Source organism: Paraburkholderia strydomiana, assembly GCF_046030495.1.
GTDB classification, from domain to species: Bacteria; Pseudomonadota; Gammaproteobacteria; order Burkholderiales; family Burkholderiaceae; genus Paraburkholderia; species Paraburkholderia strydomiana_A.
In genome coordinates this window covers 260,772-275,861 of the sequence record NZ_JAQQCJ010000005.1, presented here as the reverse complement: position 1 = coordinate 275,861, position 15,090 = coordinate 260,772, and the positions used below count along the sequence as shown (strand labels likewise).

Annotated in this window: 16 protein-coding genes; 1 reads left to right on the top strand and 15 read right to left on the bottom strand. The window is 63.9% G+C overall.

Annotation, left to right across the window (positions count from 1 at the left end; all coding sequences use genetic code 11):
* Positions 1–31 precede the first annotated feature (31 nt).
* Positions 32–1,078 (top strand): ABC transporter substrate-binding protein, encoded by a 1,047-nt coding sequence (locus PQQ53_RS09770; protein WP_408139146.1) that lies wholly within the window; start codon positions 32–34, stop codon positions 1,076–1,078.
* A 94-nt stretch (positions 1,079–1,172) separates the two neighbouring features.
* Here PQQ53_RS09770 and PQQ53_RS09765 read toward each other — a convergent pair whose 3' ends face one another.
* The 15 genes from PQQ53_RS09765 to PQQ53_RS09695 all read right to left on the bottom strand — a co-directional run bounded on the left by PQQ53_RS09765 (position 1,173) and on the right by PQQ53_RS09695 (position 15,021).
* Positions 1,173–1,472, bottom strand: a complete 300-nt coding sequence (locus PQQ53_RS09765) for a hypothetical protein (RefSeq protein ID WP_408139148.1) — start codon at positions 1,470–1,472, stop codon at positions 1,173–1,175.
* A 78-nt stretch (positions 1,473–1,550) separates the two neighbouring features.
* The gene (panE, locus tag PQQ53_RS09760) at positions 1,551–2,486 is read right to left on the bottom strand and encodes a 2-dehydropantoate 2-reductase (RefSeq protein ID WP_408323868.1); all 936 of its coding nucleotides are present in this window, start codon (positions 2,484–2,486) and stop codon (positions 1,551–1,553) included.
* Positions 2,487–2,745: 259 nt separating this feature from the next.
* Positions 2,746–3,720, bottom strand: coding sequence for a nucleoside hydrolase (locus PQQ53_RS09755; RefSeq protein ID WP_408323866.1), 975 nt, complete (start codon positions 3,718–3,720; stop codon positions 2,746–2,748).
* The gene (locus PQQ53_RS09750; protein ID WP_408323903.1) at positions 3,717–4,106 is read right to left on the bottom strand and encodes a cytidine deaminase; all 390 of its coding nucleotides are present in this window, start codon (positions 4,104–4,106) and stop codon (positions 3,717–3,719) included. Before PQQ53_RS09750 ends, PQQ53_RS09755 begins: the two co-directional genes overlap by 4 nt.
* A gap of 270 nt (positions 4,107–4,376) precedes the next feature.
* Positions 4,377–5,564, bottom strand: coding sequence for a thiolase family protein (locus PQQ53_RS09745; protein ID WP_408323864.1), 1,188 nt, complete (start codon positions 5,562–5,564; stop codon positions 4,377–4,379).
* Positions 5,565–5,647: 83 nt separating this feature from the next.
* Positions 5,648–7,087: an efflux transporter outer membrane subunit gene (locus PQQ53_RS09740; RefSeq protein WP_408323862.1), complete on the bottom strand. Its 1,440-nt coding sequence runs from the start codon at positions 7,085–7,087 to the stop codon at positions 5,648–5,650.
* A gap of 10 nt (positions 7,088–7,097) precedes the next feature.
* Positions 7,098–8,669: a DHA2 family efflux MFS transporter permease subunit gene (locus PQQ53_RS09735; RefSeq protein ID WP_408139158.1), complete on the bottom strand. Its 1,572-nt coding sequence runs from the start codon at positions 8,667–8,669 to the stop codon at positions 7,098–7,100.
* Positions 8,670–8,679: 10 nt separating this feature from the next.
* Positions 8,680–9,780 carry an HlyD family secretion protein gene (locus PQQ53_RS09730; RefSeq protein WP_408151950.1) on the bottom strand — a complete coding sequence of 367 codons (1,101 nt, stop codon included), beginning with the start codon at positions 9,778–9,780 and terminating at the stop codon, positions 8,680–8,682.
* A gap of 81 nt (positions 9,781–9,861) precedes the next feature.
* Positions 9,862–10,284, bottom strand: a complete 423-nt coding sequence (locus PQQ53_RS09725) for a MarR family winged helix-turn-helix transcriptional regulator (protein ID WP_408139161.1) — start codon at positions 10,282–10,284, stop codon at positions 9,862–9,864.
* 78 nt (positions 10,285–10,362) lie between these two features.
* A complete protein-coding gene (locus PQQ53_RS09720; RefSeq protein ID WP_408151949.1) occupies positions 10,363–10,785 on the bottom strand; it encodes a MarR family winged helix-turn-helix transcriptional regulator in 423 nt (140 codons plus the stop codon).
* 223 nt (positions 10,786–11,008) lie between these two features.
* Positions 11,009–11,977: a formimidoylglutamase gene (gene hutG, locus PQQ53_RS09715; RefSeq protein ID WP_408323860.1), complete on the bottom strand. Its 969-nt coding sequence runs from the start codon at positions 11,975–11,977 to the stop codon at positions 11,009–11,011.
* On the bottom strand, positions 11,974–12,750 hold the full coding sequence (locus PQQ53_RS09710; protein WP_408139166.1) for an amino acid ABC transporter ATP-binding protein: 777 nt from the start codon (positions 12,748–12,750) through the stop codon (positions 11,974–11,976). Before PQQ53_RS09710 ends, hutG begins: the two co-directional genes overlap by 4 nt.
* The gene (locus PQQ53_RS09705) at positions 12,747–13,415 is read right to left on the bottom strand and encodes an amino acid ABC transporter permease (RefSeq protein ID WP_121323477.1); all 669 of its coding nucleotides are present in this window, start codon (positions 13,413–13,415) and stop codon (positions 12,747–12,749) included. The genes PQQ53_RS09710 and PQQ53_RS09705 overlap by 4 nt, the downstream gene beginning before the upstream one ends.
* Before the next feature lie 17 nt (positions 13,416–13,432).
* Complete coding sequence (locus PQQ53_RS09700; RefSeq protein WP_408139168.1) at positions 13,433–14,188, bottom strand: transporter substrate-binding domain-containing protein; 756 nt, start codon at positions 14,186–14,188, stop codon at positions 13,433–13,435.
* Positions 14,189–14,271: 83 nt separating this feature from the next.
* Positions 14,272–15,021, bottom strand: coding sequence for an IclR family transcriptional regulator (locus tag PQQ53_RS09695; protein WP_408139170.1), 750 nt, complete (start codon positions 15,019–15,021; stop codon positions 14,272–14,274).
* Positions 15,022–15,090 lie beyond the last annotated feature (69 nt).

The window sequence follows — 15,090 nt, the reverse complement described above, 5'->3', positions numbered from 1 at the left end:
TCTCAAATCCAGTGAAACTCAGGAGCCCATAATGAAACTGTTCAAGACGCTTGCGGCACTCGCCGCCCTGTGTGCATTCGGCGCGGCCGCGCCGGCGTGGTCGCAAACCAAAACGATCTACATCGGCATGAACGGCGGTCCGATGGAAAAGGCCTATACGAGCCAGGTGCTGCCCGACTTCGAAAAGGCCAACAACGTGCACGTGGTGGTGGTGCCGGGCACCTCGTCGGATATTCTCGCGAAACTGCTCGCCAACAAGGCCAGCCCGCAGATTCACGTGGTGTTCCTCGATGACGGCGTGATGGCGCGCGCGGTCAGCATGGGCGTGTGCAAGAAGCTCGACGACTCGCCGGTGCTCAAGGAACTCTATCCGTTCGCGCGTATGAAGGACGACATGGGTGCGGGCGTGCAGTTGGGCATGACGGGCATCGCGTACAACAAGAAGCTGTTCGCCGAAAAAGGCTGGGCGCCGCCGACTTCGTGGATGGACTTCGCCGATCCGAAGTACAAGGGCAAGGTGGTGTTCCAGTCGGCCTCGAGCAGCACCTTCGGGCTGCATGGCTTTCTCGCGATCAACCGGCTGATGGGCGGCAGCGAGCAGAACGTCGAACCGGGCTTCACGAAATGGGCGAGCACGGTGGGCCCGAACGTGGTCGAGTACGTGCCGAATTCGGCGAAGATTTCCGAAATGGTTCAGACCGGCGAAGCGGGCCTGTTCCCGCTGACGCCGACCGGCGTCGGCGACCTGCAGGACAAGGGCATTCCGGTCGCTTATGTGAATCCGAAGGAAGGGCCGGTGCTGCTGCTGGTCGATCTGTGCGTGGTCAACAACAACCCCGATCCGCAATTGGCGCAAAAGCTCGCGCAATTCCTGCTGTCCGCGCCGGCCCAAACGAAAGCCGCCGAGGCCGGCAAGCAGATTCCGACCAACCATCTCGCGAAGATGACGCCGCCGATGCAGCAAAGCCTCGGCAACGTCGACGATCTGGTTCGCAAGGTGACCGTGGTGGATTGGGACACGATCAACGCGCATCGCGCGCAGTGGGACACGCGCTGGAACCGTCAGATCGAGCGCTAAGTCCGCCCGGTTCAGGTTCAGCTTCGATGGAAGAAAACGCGCCTTGCCGCTACAAGGCGCGTTTTCTTTGGGGCGTACGTGACGCCCTTCGCATTCAGAAAACCACCGAGATCGCCACCGCGAGCCAGATTGCGATGACGCCCGTGAGAAACAGATGCCGCGCGATGCGGATGCGCACGTCGCTATCTTCCGGCTCGACGGGACTCGTCGCCATCCACGGCACGAGCCCGAGGCAAGCGAAGCCGATCAGCGCGCAGATGAAGACGACGATGTCGGCGGGACGCCATTTGGTCGGCTCATACAGGCCCCAGTAGCCGAGAAAGACGATGCCGATCGAGAAGATCGTTGCCGAAGCGGCACTCAGCGCGGGCACCGATCCAATTGGACTCGGCATGTTTCACCTCCGATCGTTAGGCTGCGATGACGGTCCTTCTTCATCCCCCTGCCTTCCCGCGCCGACTGCGTCCCGCGCTCAGGACGTGCGAGCCTGGCGCGCTTCGTACGTCTTCAGATGGCTATAGGCGATGCGCAGCAGCGACACCCCGTGCTCACCCTTTTGCGCATCGCCGCCGCGCGCGATCAGATCGCCGAGAATGTGATCCGCTTCGGTATGCGAGTGGTTTTCCACATCCCGCAGCATCGACGCGGTCAGCGGCGAAGGCGTGAACAGCGTCTGGGTGGCGCGTGCGTCGAAGTCGGGGCCCATCGTGAAACCGTTGTGTTCGGCCACCGCGCGGCACTCGCCCAACAGATTCTCGATCACGCGCTTGCCGTCCGGCGCGGCCAGAATATCGCCGACCGAGCCGCGCATCAGGCAGGTACTCGCCGCCAGCGTGGCCAGGAACACCCACTTTTCCCACATGCGCAACAGAATGTTGTCGCTGACCGAGACGTCGAAGTTCGCATCGGCCATCGCGTCCGCAATCGTCTGGACACGTTCCGACGTGCCGCCCGCCCGTTCGCCGAAAGTGATCGCGTGCATGTCGTTCAGATGCACGATGTGCTGCTCGGCGTTCAGCGTCGCGGCGATCACGCATTGACCGCCGAGCACGCGCGACGCGCCGAACTTTTCCGTGAGGACGTCGATGTGGCGCATGCCGTTGAGCATCGGCAGGATCAGCGTCGACTCACCGACCAGCGGCGCGAAGGAATCGATGGCGTCGTCGAGGCTGTAGGCTTTGCAGCTGAGCAGCACCAGATCGAACGGCTCGGCGTTGACGCCGGCAAGGATCGTCTTGATGCCGTCCAGCTTGAGGTCGCCGCGCGGGCTGCTGATGACGAGTCCGTCACGCTGCAGCTTTTCCGCGCGGCCCGCGCGCACGAGGAAGGTCACGTCCTGACCCGCCGCCGCGAGACGCCCGCCGAAGTAACCGCCTACCGCGCCCGCCCCTACTACTAGAATTCGCATCTTTTGGCCTCTTGATAGATTTCGGTCACGCGCGCCGCGCCTTATTGAAGAGTTCCGGCTCGCGTACACAGTGTGTGTGCAGAATGTAGCAAAGATTGCCGCGAGGCATCGGCGACGATTGCCGCGCCCGCACGTGCTGCGATGCAGCGTTACCGCGGCTCAGGCCTGCTCAGGTCAGATCAATCGCGGCGCTGCGCCACCCTGGCTCGCAGCTTCTTCACAATCGGCCGCCCGCGCAGCGCGCCGCCTTTCAACACCACTACCTCACTTCGGGCAAGCCGCAAATGGTGCGCTCGTAGAGCGCCAGCATACCCGGCACATCCACGCCGATGCAGACCTTGCACGCCGGGCGGCTGTCCCAGTCCGGCGCGGGCACGGGCAGCGTCGCCGGCTTCTGGATGGTCTGGCCCACCGCGATGCCTTCCGTCACCACGCGCACCGGACCGCTGCGCGTCGTATAGAGGTGCGGCGCCAGCACATACGCGACCGCCGATGAATCGTGCACATAGATGCCCGCCAATTGGGCGCTCTGCTCGTGAAAAGCCTCGTAGTGACGCGACACGTCCCACACGAATTGTCCCGCCGCACCGCCGCGATCGCGCAGCGACGCGAGATACGCGCGGCTCATGATGGTCGGCTGCGTGACGTCGAGCCCGACGATCGCCACCGGCCACGCCGCGCCGAGCACGCGGTCGGCCGCGTCGGGGTCGCCGAGGATGTTGGCCTCCGCGGCCGGCGTCACATTGCCGAGCACGCCGGCCGTGCCGAACGCGCCGCCCATGATCACCACCTGCCTGACGAGCGGCGCGATCTGCGGATCGTCAGCGAGCGCCAGCGCGAGGTTCGTCAGCGGCCCGACGGCAAGCAGCGTGACTTCGCCCGGATGCGCGCGCACCGTGTCGATGATGAAGCGGTGCGCAGGCCGCGCATCGAGCGGCGCCGCGCAGGTACTGTCGAACGCGATGTTGCCGAGGCCGTTGTCGCCGTGAATCCGCGCGAGCGGCGCGGGCGCGGCGCGCCGCAGCGGCGCCGCCGCGCCCTGTGCAACCGGCACGCCGGCGGCGAAGCGCCCGGCCAGAAAGCGGGCATTGCGCGTCGTCGTCTCGATCGTCGCGTTGCCGAACACGCTCGTCAGGCCGAGCAGTTCGATGTCGGGGTGCAGCGCCTGGAAGACGAGCGCCATCGCATCGTCGACGCCCGGGTCGGTGTCGTAGATGATCTTGTGCTTGCTCATAGGTAGAACGCGTCCGGCAGTTGTTCGCGCGCGGTGGTGTCGCGCGTGGCGCCGCGCAGATTGCCGAGGCGAATCGGCAGATCGGGGCCGCCCAGTTCGAGGATCACCTGGCGGCACGCGCCGCACGGTGCGATCGGGCCGTCCGTGTCGCCGATCACCGCGAGCGCCGCGAACTGATCGCGCCGATAACCCGCGGCGATCGCGCTGAAAAACGCCGTGCGTTCGGCGCAATTGCACAATCCGTAGGCGGCGTTCTCGACATTGCAGCCGTCGAATACCTGGCCGTCGCGCGTCAATAGCGCGGCGCCGACCTTGAATTTCGAATAAGGCGCATAGGCCTTTTCTCGCGCGAGGCTCGCGCGTTCCAACAGTTGTTCCATGTTCATGCGGCGGTCCTCGATTCGGTTCTGCGTGACGAACATGCCGGGGAGAGTGGCGCCCATCAGGTTCGTGAGCGTCATGGCGGGCTCGACACGCAGGCCGTCGCGCGGTTTGATGCGCGGCGGTGCCAAACACTGGGTCGGCTTCGCGATCGATCGCAGCAAAGTTCGCGAAGCCGTATGACGCGCACGACAGGGTAGCAATGGTACGCTGATCGAGTGGTCGCGGGCCAGTCGTGTTCGTGCTCGCGACGTCTGGGCACGCCGCCGCCGAGCCTACAGCACTTCCAGCGCCAGCGCGATCCCCTGCCCGCCGCCGATGCACAACGTAACGATGCCACGCTTGAGACCGTCGCGCCGCATCGAATGAACGAGGCGCGTGGTCAGCACCGCACCGGTCGCGCCGATCGGATGACCGTGCGCGATCGCACCGCCCTGCACGTTGATCAGTTCGTCCGCAATGCCCAGCCGGCGCGCGACGGCGATCGGCACCGCAGCGAACGCTTCGTTGATTTCAAAGCGCTCGACATCGTCCAGTTGCCAACCCGCGCGCGCTAATGCGATCTGCACGGCGGGCACCGGACCGAGGCCGAACATGCCCGGCTCGACCGCCGCGACCCCATACGCGACGAGCCGCGCGAACGGCTCGATACCGCGCGCTTCGGCGAAACCCCGCTCGGCCACCAGCATCGCGGCCGCGCCGCTGTTCAACCCCGGCGCGTTGCCCGCGGTGATCGTGCCGTCCGGGCGGAAGGCCGGACGCAATCTGGCGAGCGTCTCCACGGTCGTGTCCGGGCGCGGCTGTTCATCGCGCGTGAACTGCTGCAGACCTTTGCGCGCGGCGATATCCACCGCTACCAGCTCGGCGTCGAAGTCGCCGCGCGCCTGCGCGTCGGCGAAGCGCTGTTGCGAGCGCGCGGCCCAACGGTCCTGGGCTTCGCGCGTGATGTCGAACTGACTGACGAGGTCTTCCGTATGCCAGCCCGAATGCTCGCCGGAAAACGCGTCGTTCAGGCCGTCGCGCAGCAGGCTGTCGTGAATCTGCGCGTTACCCATCCGATACCCCCAGCGCCCGCCATCGAGCAGGTACGGTGCGCGATCCATGTTCTCCATACCGCCCGCGACGGCGGCATCGCCAAGACCTAGCCAGATCTCCTGAGCCGCCGATGCGATGGCCTGAGCGCCGGAGCCGCACACGCGATTGACGGTCAGCGCCGGCACCGCCACCGGCACGCCGCCGCCAATCGACGCCTGGCGCGCCGGGTTCATTTTGTTGCCGGCCTGAATCACATTACCCATCACGACCGAGGCGAGCGCACCCGCTTCGAGCCGGCTGCGCCGCAGCGTTTCGCGCACGGTTACCGCGCCGAGTTCGGTTGCGCTCACGTCCTTCAGCGATCCGCCGAATGCGCCAATCGGCGTTCTCACCGGATTGCAGATCACTACTTCTCGCATACTCGTCATGGTTCTCTCCAGTTGGATCAGCACTGTGTTTTCTACTGCGCCTGCCTGCTCATTGGATGACGCCGATTGGCCGCAGCCACGAATCAGCGTTTCGCCGATACCGCCGCAACCGTCTCGCCCGCCCCCACATCCCACCCGCCACCCAGCGAGCGGTACAACGCGACCGCCGAAAGCGCATGCTCACGCTTCGCCTGGTTCAATGATTCCGCGTCGCGCAGATACGCCTCCTGCGCGGCGAGCACGTCGAGAAAGCTCGACGCGCCGCCCTTGTACAGTTCGGTCGACAACCGCAGCGCATGGTTCGACGCATCCAGCGCGCCGCCGAGCCGTTGCACCTGCACGGCGCCGCTCACCAGATCGCTGCGGTTGTCCTCGATCTCCTTCAGCGCCTGCAGCATGGTCTGCTGCAACCCGAGTTGCGATTCGCGCATGCGGCTCTCGCTTGCGTCGATATTCGCGGTGATGCGGCCCGCGTTGAAGATCGGACTCGTTGCATTCAACGCGGCGCTAAAGAGGTTGTCGGTGAGCGTCGGCAAGCCGAGATACGACGAAGCGAGCAGGCCATTCGCGAGATCGATCCTGAACTTCGGATAGCGCTGCGCCTTCGACACTCCCACTTCGGCCGCGCGCTGTTCGACCAACGCATAGGCGGTGCGCACATCGGGCCGCTGCAACAGCGCGTCGGAAGGCAGCATCTGCGGTGCGCTTTGCGCGGGCAGCGGAATCTCGCGGGCGTCGGCAAGCAGCAACCTGTCGACGCTCTCCGGCGTGCGACCCGAATACACCGCGATCAGACTCAATTGATGCTGCACGGCCGATTGCATGCGCGGAATCTGCGACTGCAAATCCTCCAACTGATTCTGCGCACGCGCGACGTCGAGTTGCGTCGACAGTCCATAGTGCAGACGCTGTTGCGTGAGTTTCAGCGCACGAGCGCGAATCTGCTCGTTGTCGCTGAGAATCTGCAATTGCGTCTGCGCCCAGCGCAGATCGATATACGCCGCCGCCGTGTTCGCGGCGAGCGCGAGCCGCACCTGATTCAACGCCGCCTCGCTTCCCGACACCTGGGCCTGCGCGGCCAGTACCGCGAGACGTTCGCCGCCGAACACATCGGGCGTCCAGCTCGCCGTCAGGCCGATACCGGCCTGACGCACATAGCCGAGCGGCGGCGGCGTGTTCTGCCGCGTGTTCGACGCGGTTGCGCTGGCGTTCAATTCGGGCAGCAAGGCCGCGCGATTCTGCTTCGCCAGATCCTGTGCCTGCCGCACACGCTCCACGGCGGCCTGCACGTCGAGATTGCCGGTCAGTACCGACTCCACCAGTTGGTGCATGACCGGGTCGCCGAATTGCGACCACCACGCGTCGGCGCTGATATTGTCTTGCGGTGCATCGACACTCCACGCTGCCGGCGCAACGGTCTTCACCGTCTGCGGCAAATCCGCGTGCGTGGCCGGTTGCACGGCGCACGCCGCGAGCGTCAGCAACGCCGCGCTCGCCAGTACTTTGATTACGATCGGCTTCATGTTGAAATCCTCAATGGGCCTCGGGCGGCGGCGCGGTGTTGCCGAATGGGCGCGAGAACAGCACGCTGAGCAAACCGACCACGAAACAGAGCGACACGGCAAGAAACGTATCGGAGAAAGTGAGCACCAGCGCTTCTCGCAACAGCACGTCGTGCAATTGATCGAGCCCCGCGTGCGCCGCATTCAGCACATTCCCGCCGATGGCCGCGAAGTACTCGGCCTGCTTCTGCAAGATCGACTCGACCGCCGGACGGCCTGCGTTCAGATGCTCGTCGAGCCGTTCGTAATGAAAGTTCAGCCGATCGTTGAGCATCGTGCTGCTCACCGCGATCCCGATCGCGCCGCCCAGATTGCGCATCAGGTTGAAGAGGCCGCTGGCGGAGCGAAGCCTCGACGGCGGCAACGCCCCCAGCGCCATCGTGACGATAGGCGGAATACAGAACTGCTGGCCGATGCCGCGCAACGCCTGTGGAATCAGCAGTTGCTGCCAGCCCCATTGACTCGTCAACGGCACATACAGATAGCAGCCGATGCCGAACAACGCGAGCCCGAACACCATCAGCAAGCGCATATCGACGACACGCGCGAGCATCGAATACGCGGCCAACGCAATCAACTGGAAGCAGCCGACCGAGAGCAACGCGAGACCAATCTGCAACGAATCGAAGCCGCGTACGCGCGCGAGGAACACTGGCGTCAGAAACACCGTGCAGAAGATCCCGATGCCGGTAATGAAGGACAGCAAACTGCCGATACCGAAGTTGCGCACCGCGAGCGCGCGTAAATCGACGATCGGTTCTTTCGCGGTGAACGCATGCACGATGAACAGAAAGCCGCAGATCGCCGACACCCACGTGCACAGAACGATCACGTCGTCGCCAAACCAGTTCTTGCGCGGGCCCTCTTCGAGCACGTATTCGAGGCAGCCGAGGAAGCCCGACATCAGCAGAATGCCGAGGTAGTCGCCTTTTTTCAGCAGCGAGAGATCGACCCTGTCGATGTGAACGTACTTCGGCACCATCACCGTGACGGCAATGCCCGGCACGAGGTTCAGATAGAACAGCCAGTGCCACGACCATTGCGACGTGATCCAGCCGCCGATCACCGGGCCGATGGTCGGCGCGAGCGACGCCAGCGCGCCGATCGTGGTGGACGCGATCAGCCGCTGCTTGCCGGGAAACAGCACGAACGCGGTGGTGAACACCGTCGGAATCATCGCGGCGCCGGCCGCGCCCTGCAAACCGCGAAACAGGATCATCGAGTTGATGTCCCACGCGAGTCCGCACAGCATGCTGGTAACCGTGAAGCCGAGCGCGGAGAACGTGAAGAGCCAACGCGTCGAAAACACGCGCGTGAGCCAGCCGGACATCGGAATCACGATGATTTCCGCAATCAGATACGAGGTCTGCACCCACGAGAGTTCGTCCTGGCTCGCGGACAAACCGCCGCCGATGTCGCGCAGCGAGGACGCCACGATCTGGATATCGAGCGTGGCCATGAAGAAGCCGACGCACATCAGCGCGAACGCGAAGACTTTGGTGCGGGTCGGCTGGTCGGCGGGATTGTCGAGGACTTGAGTCATGATCGGCTCATCATCCGTGTACTTGTGCGCGGCCGGCGTCGACATGCACCTTCACGGTTGCCGAGAGACCGGGACGCAGCACGCCCTGCATGTCCTTCGGCACGTCGAGGCGCACGCGAACCGGCACGCGTTGCACGATCTTCGTGAAGTTGCCGGTGGCGTTTTCGGCGGGCAGCACGCTGAAGGTTGCGCCGGTGGCCGGTGCGAGGCTCTCCACCACGCCGTGAATCCGTTTGTTCGATGCGTCGAGATCGACGTCGACGCTATCGCCGACCTGCATCTTCTTCAACTGGTCTTCCTTGAAGTTCGCGTCGATCCACAGTCCGCTCGACGGCACCACGGTCAGCAGCGACACGCCGGTGTTGGCGAGCAGTCCCACTCGCGCGCTGCGATTGCCGACAAAACCGTCAATCGGCGAGCGAATCGTCGTGTACTCCACGTTCAGTGCGGCGACGCGCTGCGCGGCCTGCGCGGTGGCGATGCGCGCCTCGGCATCGCCAATCTGCGCATCGAGCACGGCGATCTGCCGTTGCGCCGCGATCAGCGCTGCACTGCTTCGATCGACCGCGGCGTGCGCCTTGGTCAGATCGGCATCGGCCCGCTCGACCACCTGGCTCGATACCGCCTCGTCCTTCACCAGCTCGCGGTAACGCGCCTGGTCGGCGGCGCTGCGCGTGAGTTCGGCGCCGGAGGCGCGCACCTCGGCCGCCTGTTCGTTGATCGTGGCAAGTTGCAACGATTTCTTCGCCTGCAACTCGGTAACGGCGGCTTGCGCGCTCTGCACTTGCGCACTGGCCTGCGCCAGCCGGGCGTCGTAGTCGCGAGCGTCGAGGCGGACCAGCACGTCGTTCGCATGAACGAACTGGTTGTCATGCACGAGCACGTCGGCGACAAAGCCGTTCACCTTCGGCGCCATGACGGTGACGTCGCCGCCCACGTACGCATCGTCCGTCGTTTCGACGAAGCGGCCAACGAAGAACCAGTACGACACGGCAAGCGCCAGCGCGACGATCACGGTGAGGATCGCGAGCAACATCCACGGAATGCGCTTGGCCGGCCTGGCGGTGTGCGCCGCACTCGGCGGGGCGACAGTCGAAGGTGTAGTGGACATGATGTCGATATGTGCGTATGCACTCGTTGCGTTGAAAAAAACGGCGCGATGCGCCGGCCTTCGTTGCGGCCGCGGGCGGCCTCAGATTGAATCCCGTGTCAGAGCGAACAGTTCGCCGCGAAGTGCGGCCGCGCGCTGTTCACCGAAGCGATGCTCGAATTCGGCTTGCGCGCTATACCAATGCTCACGCCCGGCGTTCAGCCGCTCTTCACCGATGGCTGTGAGCGTAATCGTCAACGCCCGCGCATCCGCACCAAGCGCCGCGCTCGACACGAGGCCATTGCGGCGCAACGGCTGAATCGTACGGACCAGCGTGGTGCGCTGCATGCGCATAGCTTCGGCCATCTGCTTCATCGTCATCGGGCCGGTGCGTTTGAGACGGCCCAGCAGCGAAAACTGCGTAATCGTCAGACCGACATTGGCCAGATGCCGGTCGTAAATCTGCGACACGTAACGTGCGGCCTGGCGGATCGCAAAGCAGTCGTCGTCGAATAGCCCTTCCATTGCTGCGCTTCCCTATTCGTGAGTGCGTATGCACACATGCAAATACAGCAACGCTCGCCGGAACGAGCGTGTGCCTGCCTAACCGGTAATGCTGAACAATTCGGCGCGCAGCGTCCTGGCGCGCGCCTGGCCGAACTTCTTTTCGAACTCGTCCTGGGCGGCGCGCCATGCGATGGCGGCCTGATCGAAGGTCTTTTCGCCCTGCTCCGTCAAACTGAACAGAAACGTGCGGCCGTCATGCTCCGCCGATTCCGCCACCACCAGGCCATCGCGCTGCAAGGGCTTCATGGCGCGGACCAAGGTTGTGCGCTCCATGACCATCGCGTCGGCGAGGTCCGTCATCGGCAGGCTCGGCGTGCGTGCGAGCTTGGCAAGAATCGTAAATTGCGCAGCCGTCAACCCCACTCCACCGAGATGGCGTTCGTAGATTTGCGTGACGTGCCGCGCCGCCTGGCGCAGCGCGAAGCAATTACATTCGTCGTAAGAGAGAGGGCGGGTCATGAGAGGCAGTCTATATGTGCATACGCACAGAGTCAAATTTTATTTCGATTAGGGCTGCTATGGGCGCAAGACGCAGTCCGTAGGCATACCAGTCCGCAGTAGCGGCTTAACGTCCAGCGTAGCCTCTTACGGCCATCAAGGTGGACGCGAAAACGGCTCGCCGGAGCGTTCCGGCGAGCCGCCTTTTCTATCCGCGCGATACACGGAGCGCAGACAGCCTGATTTAGAGCAACCGGTACGCCAGGCGTGCAGCCGCTCTCGCTGTGCGCTTGTCCTGATCGAGCGACGGGTTGTACTCCGCGATATCCGCCGCGCGCAGCTTGCCCGAGACCCGCACGCGCCGCACCATCGCTTCGACCACCGATAGCGGTACGCCCAGCGCAGCGGGCGCAGACACGCCCGGCGCGGTGGCGGCGGGCAAGACGTCGAGATCGATCGTCAGATAGACGTCGTCCGCTGCGTCCAGCAACTGCTGAAGCTCATTCAGACGCTGCGGCAGTTGCGTTTCCTGCATATCGACGTCGAGCACGTAGTGCACGCCGAGATGCTCCGCATGCGCGAACAGCGAGGCAGTGTTGCCCAGATCGCTGATGCCGAAGCACGCATAGTTGAACGGCAGCCCCCGTTCCGCGCAGTCGAGCGCGATCTGATCGAACGGCGTGCCGGAATTCGCGGGGCGCTTCTGGCGCAGATCGAAGTGCGCGTCGAAGTTGATGATCAGCAGCTTGCGCGATGCGAGCGGCGCCGCTGTGGCGCCGGCTTCACGCTGCTGATGCAGCCGCAAACCGCTATACGTTCCCCACGCGACTTCATGACCGCCACCGAACACCAACGGCCGGCCACCGCTCGCCAGCACTTCGCTGACCACGTCCGCGAGTTCCGCCTGCGCGCCTTCGAGGTCGCCGTCCTCGCACACCACATCGCCGGCATCAGCGAGCGCCGCCATCGACGTTTTGGCCGGCAACCCCGCCAGCACGCGGCGCAACTCCCTGGGTGCATGCGCTGCGCCGATCCGGCCTTGATTGCGGCGCACGCCTTCATCCGAGCCGAAGCCCACGATCACCGGCGCGTCACGCTGCAACTGCACGACGTCACTGAACGGTATTACCTGATTGAAGACACGCCGCGTGTCGCCGGGCTCACCGTCGTCGGAGCGGCCTGCCCACACCTTGTCATCGAATGAAACTCTCATGCGCGCGATAACACCGCCTGCAGGAATGCGCGTGTGCGCGGCTGCGAAGGCGCGGAGAAAATCTCAGCCGGCGGCCCTGCTTCGACGATCACACCGCCGTCCATCACGACCACCACGTCGGCCACTTCCTTCGCGAAGCCCATTTCGTGCGTGACGACCACCATCGTCATGCCTTCGCTCGCGAGCAGCTTCATCACTTGCAGTACTTCGCCGACCAGTTCGGGATCGAGCGCAGACGTCGGCTCGTCGAACAGCATGACGCGCGGCTGCATCGCTAATGCCCGAGCAATCGCAACCCGTTGCTTCTGACCGCCCGACAGACTCGCCGGCATCACGTGCGCCTTGTGCGCGAGCCCGACTTTTTCCAGCAGCGCGATCGCAGCCGCTTCGGCCTGCGCCTTGCCGAGACCGCGCAACATGCGCGGACCGACGGTGATGTTATGCAGCACCGATAAGTGCGGAAACAGATTGAACGACTGAAACACCATGCCGACTTCAGTGCGCAGCGCATTCAGCGACCGCTCCTTGAGCATCTCGCCCTGTTCGACGAGCCGATGCCCGCAGATGTCGATCGTGCCGCCTTCGGCCTGTTCGAGTCCGTTGCAGCAGCGCAGAAAAGTACTCTTGCCCGAGCCGCTCGGCCCGATCACCACGACGACCTGTTGGGGCTGGATATCGAAATCGATGCCGTTGAGCACCGTGTGCGCGCCGAACGATTTGGTCAGCCCGCGAATGCTGACGATAGGCTCATTGGTTTTGGCCACGGTATTCATTGCACCATCCCTCCCGCACGCAAACGACGCTCGACGCGATGCAGTGCGTAATTGGTCGCCTGCGTCAACACCAGATATACCAGTGCAATAGCCAGATAAACTTCAAGCGAACGATACGACACGCTGATGATCTTCTGACCTTCGTGCATCAGATCGTCGATCGTCAGGAGCGACACCAGCGCCGAGTTCTTGATCAGCGCGATGAATTCGTTGCCGAGCGGCGGGATCATCCGCACGATGGCCTGCGGCAGAATGATCGCGCGCATCGCCTGCCCCGACGACATGCCGATCGATCGCGCCGCCTCCATCTGCCCGCGATCGACGGACTGAATCGCGCCGCGCACGATCTCCGAAACATAAGCGGCCGAATACAGACCGAGCCCCAGCATGCCGCACACGAACGCCGGCAGCAGAATGCCGAATTGCGGCAATCCGAAGAACAGCAGAAAGAGTTGCACAAGCAATGGCGTGCCGCGGAAGAACGTCAGGTACGCGGTACACAGGCCGTACACGATGCGCCGCTTGGGCGTCAGCCGGCCAATGCCGATCAACAGGCCAAGCACGCAACTGAGCGCGAGCGACGCGGCGGTCACTTCGACCGTCACCAACGCGCCGTGCATGATGTCCGGCCAACCGGCAATCACCGGCGAGAAATCAAGTTCCATTTCGTTTGCCCGGCCGCTTATTGCGCACTCGCGCCGAACCACTTCTTGACGATCGCCGCATACGTGCCGTCAGCCTTGATCTTCGCCAGCGCAGTGTTAAAGGCGGTCTTCAGTTGCGGCTCGTCCTTGCGCACGGCGATACCGTAGGCTTCGGTCGTCAGCGTCTTGTCGAGCACGCGGAAGCCGCTGCGCGTTTTCGCGAGTTGATACGCGGCCGGCTTGCCCGTCACGGCAGCGTCGGCACGGCCGATCCCCACCAGATCGAACATCTCCTGGTTCTTCTCGACTTCGACGCGATTGATCTGCGGGAAGTTATCGCGCAGGTAGTTCACCGACTTCGTGCCCACCTGGACCGAGACTTTTTTGCCGTTCAGATCGGCCACCGTCTTGATCGGCGAATCACTTTTCACCAGCACGGCGAGGCCGCCCGCGTAATACGAATCGGTGAAGTCGACCACTTTCGCGCGCTCGTCGGTAATGTAGATGCCGGAGATCGCAGCGTCGAAACGATGCGCGATCAAACCCGGAATCAGCCCTTTGAAGTCGATGTCGGTCCATTGCACGCGTTTGCCCATCGCCTTCGCGAGCGCGTTCATCAGGTCGACGTCGAAACCGGTACGCGCGCCGTTCTCGGTGAACTCCATCGGCGGGAAGGTGGCGTCGGTGGCGACGTTCAGCACGTCCGGCGTTTGTGCCGACGCCGCGCCGGAGAATCCGGTCAACGTCACGGCGAACGTGACGCATGCGAGGGACAACAGTCGTTGCAGTTTCATGAGGTAGGCTCCTTGTGGTTCTATCGATTCGTGCAATTCGTTCGGAATCCGTATTGAGGACGAAACCGGGAAGTTTCGTCCAGTCAATCGGATTGCATATGCTCGGAAATGGCGCGGGCCGTGCGTAGCGTCCCGTCGATGAATTGGCTTTCGCGGCCGATGGCACGCGTGGAAGGCGCCATCAGCGTGATCGATGCGCCGCTGCCGGCGCTGCGTCCACTGCGATGAAAGATCGGGGCGCTCACCCCCCACACGCCCGGATCGACTTCGCTGTCGCTGACGGCGTAGCCTTGGGCGCGAATCTGTTGGAGTTCTGCTTCGATTGCGCAGCGGCCGACGGGGTCGTTGTCGAACACGCTGTCGAGCACTTCGGCGCGCGCCTTGTCGGCCATGAACGCCAACAGCGATTTCGCCGAAGCGCCCGCCTTGAGCGGCACAGCGCGGCCTTTCTCGAACGAACAGCGCAACGAATGCTGGCTGTCGACCATCTCGAGGCACATCACCTGATGCTTGACCGCGACCACCAGCCCAATGCTTTCCTGCGACGCTCGCGCGAGTTGCTGCATTTCGCTGCGGCTCGCTTCGACGAGCAGCGAATTCACATCGAAGCCAAGCGCGAGTTGCAGGCTGATCGGGCCGGGCGCGTAATACCCCGCGTTTTCGGCGACGAAACCCCAGCGCTTGAGCAGCGCGATCTGCCGGTACAGCGTGCTTTGCGCAAGGCCTGTCACGGCTAGCAGATCCTTGACGGACATCGCCTTGCCATGACTGGCGAGCGCCGCCAGCACCAGCAGCACCCGTTCAGCCCCTGTCACACCCTGTTCAACGTTCACGATCACACCGCCCGCAATCCAACAAGGGCCCAGAATGCCAGAACGTTCTCAGATTTCAAAAATGGAATT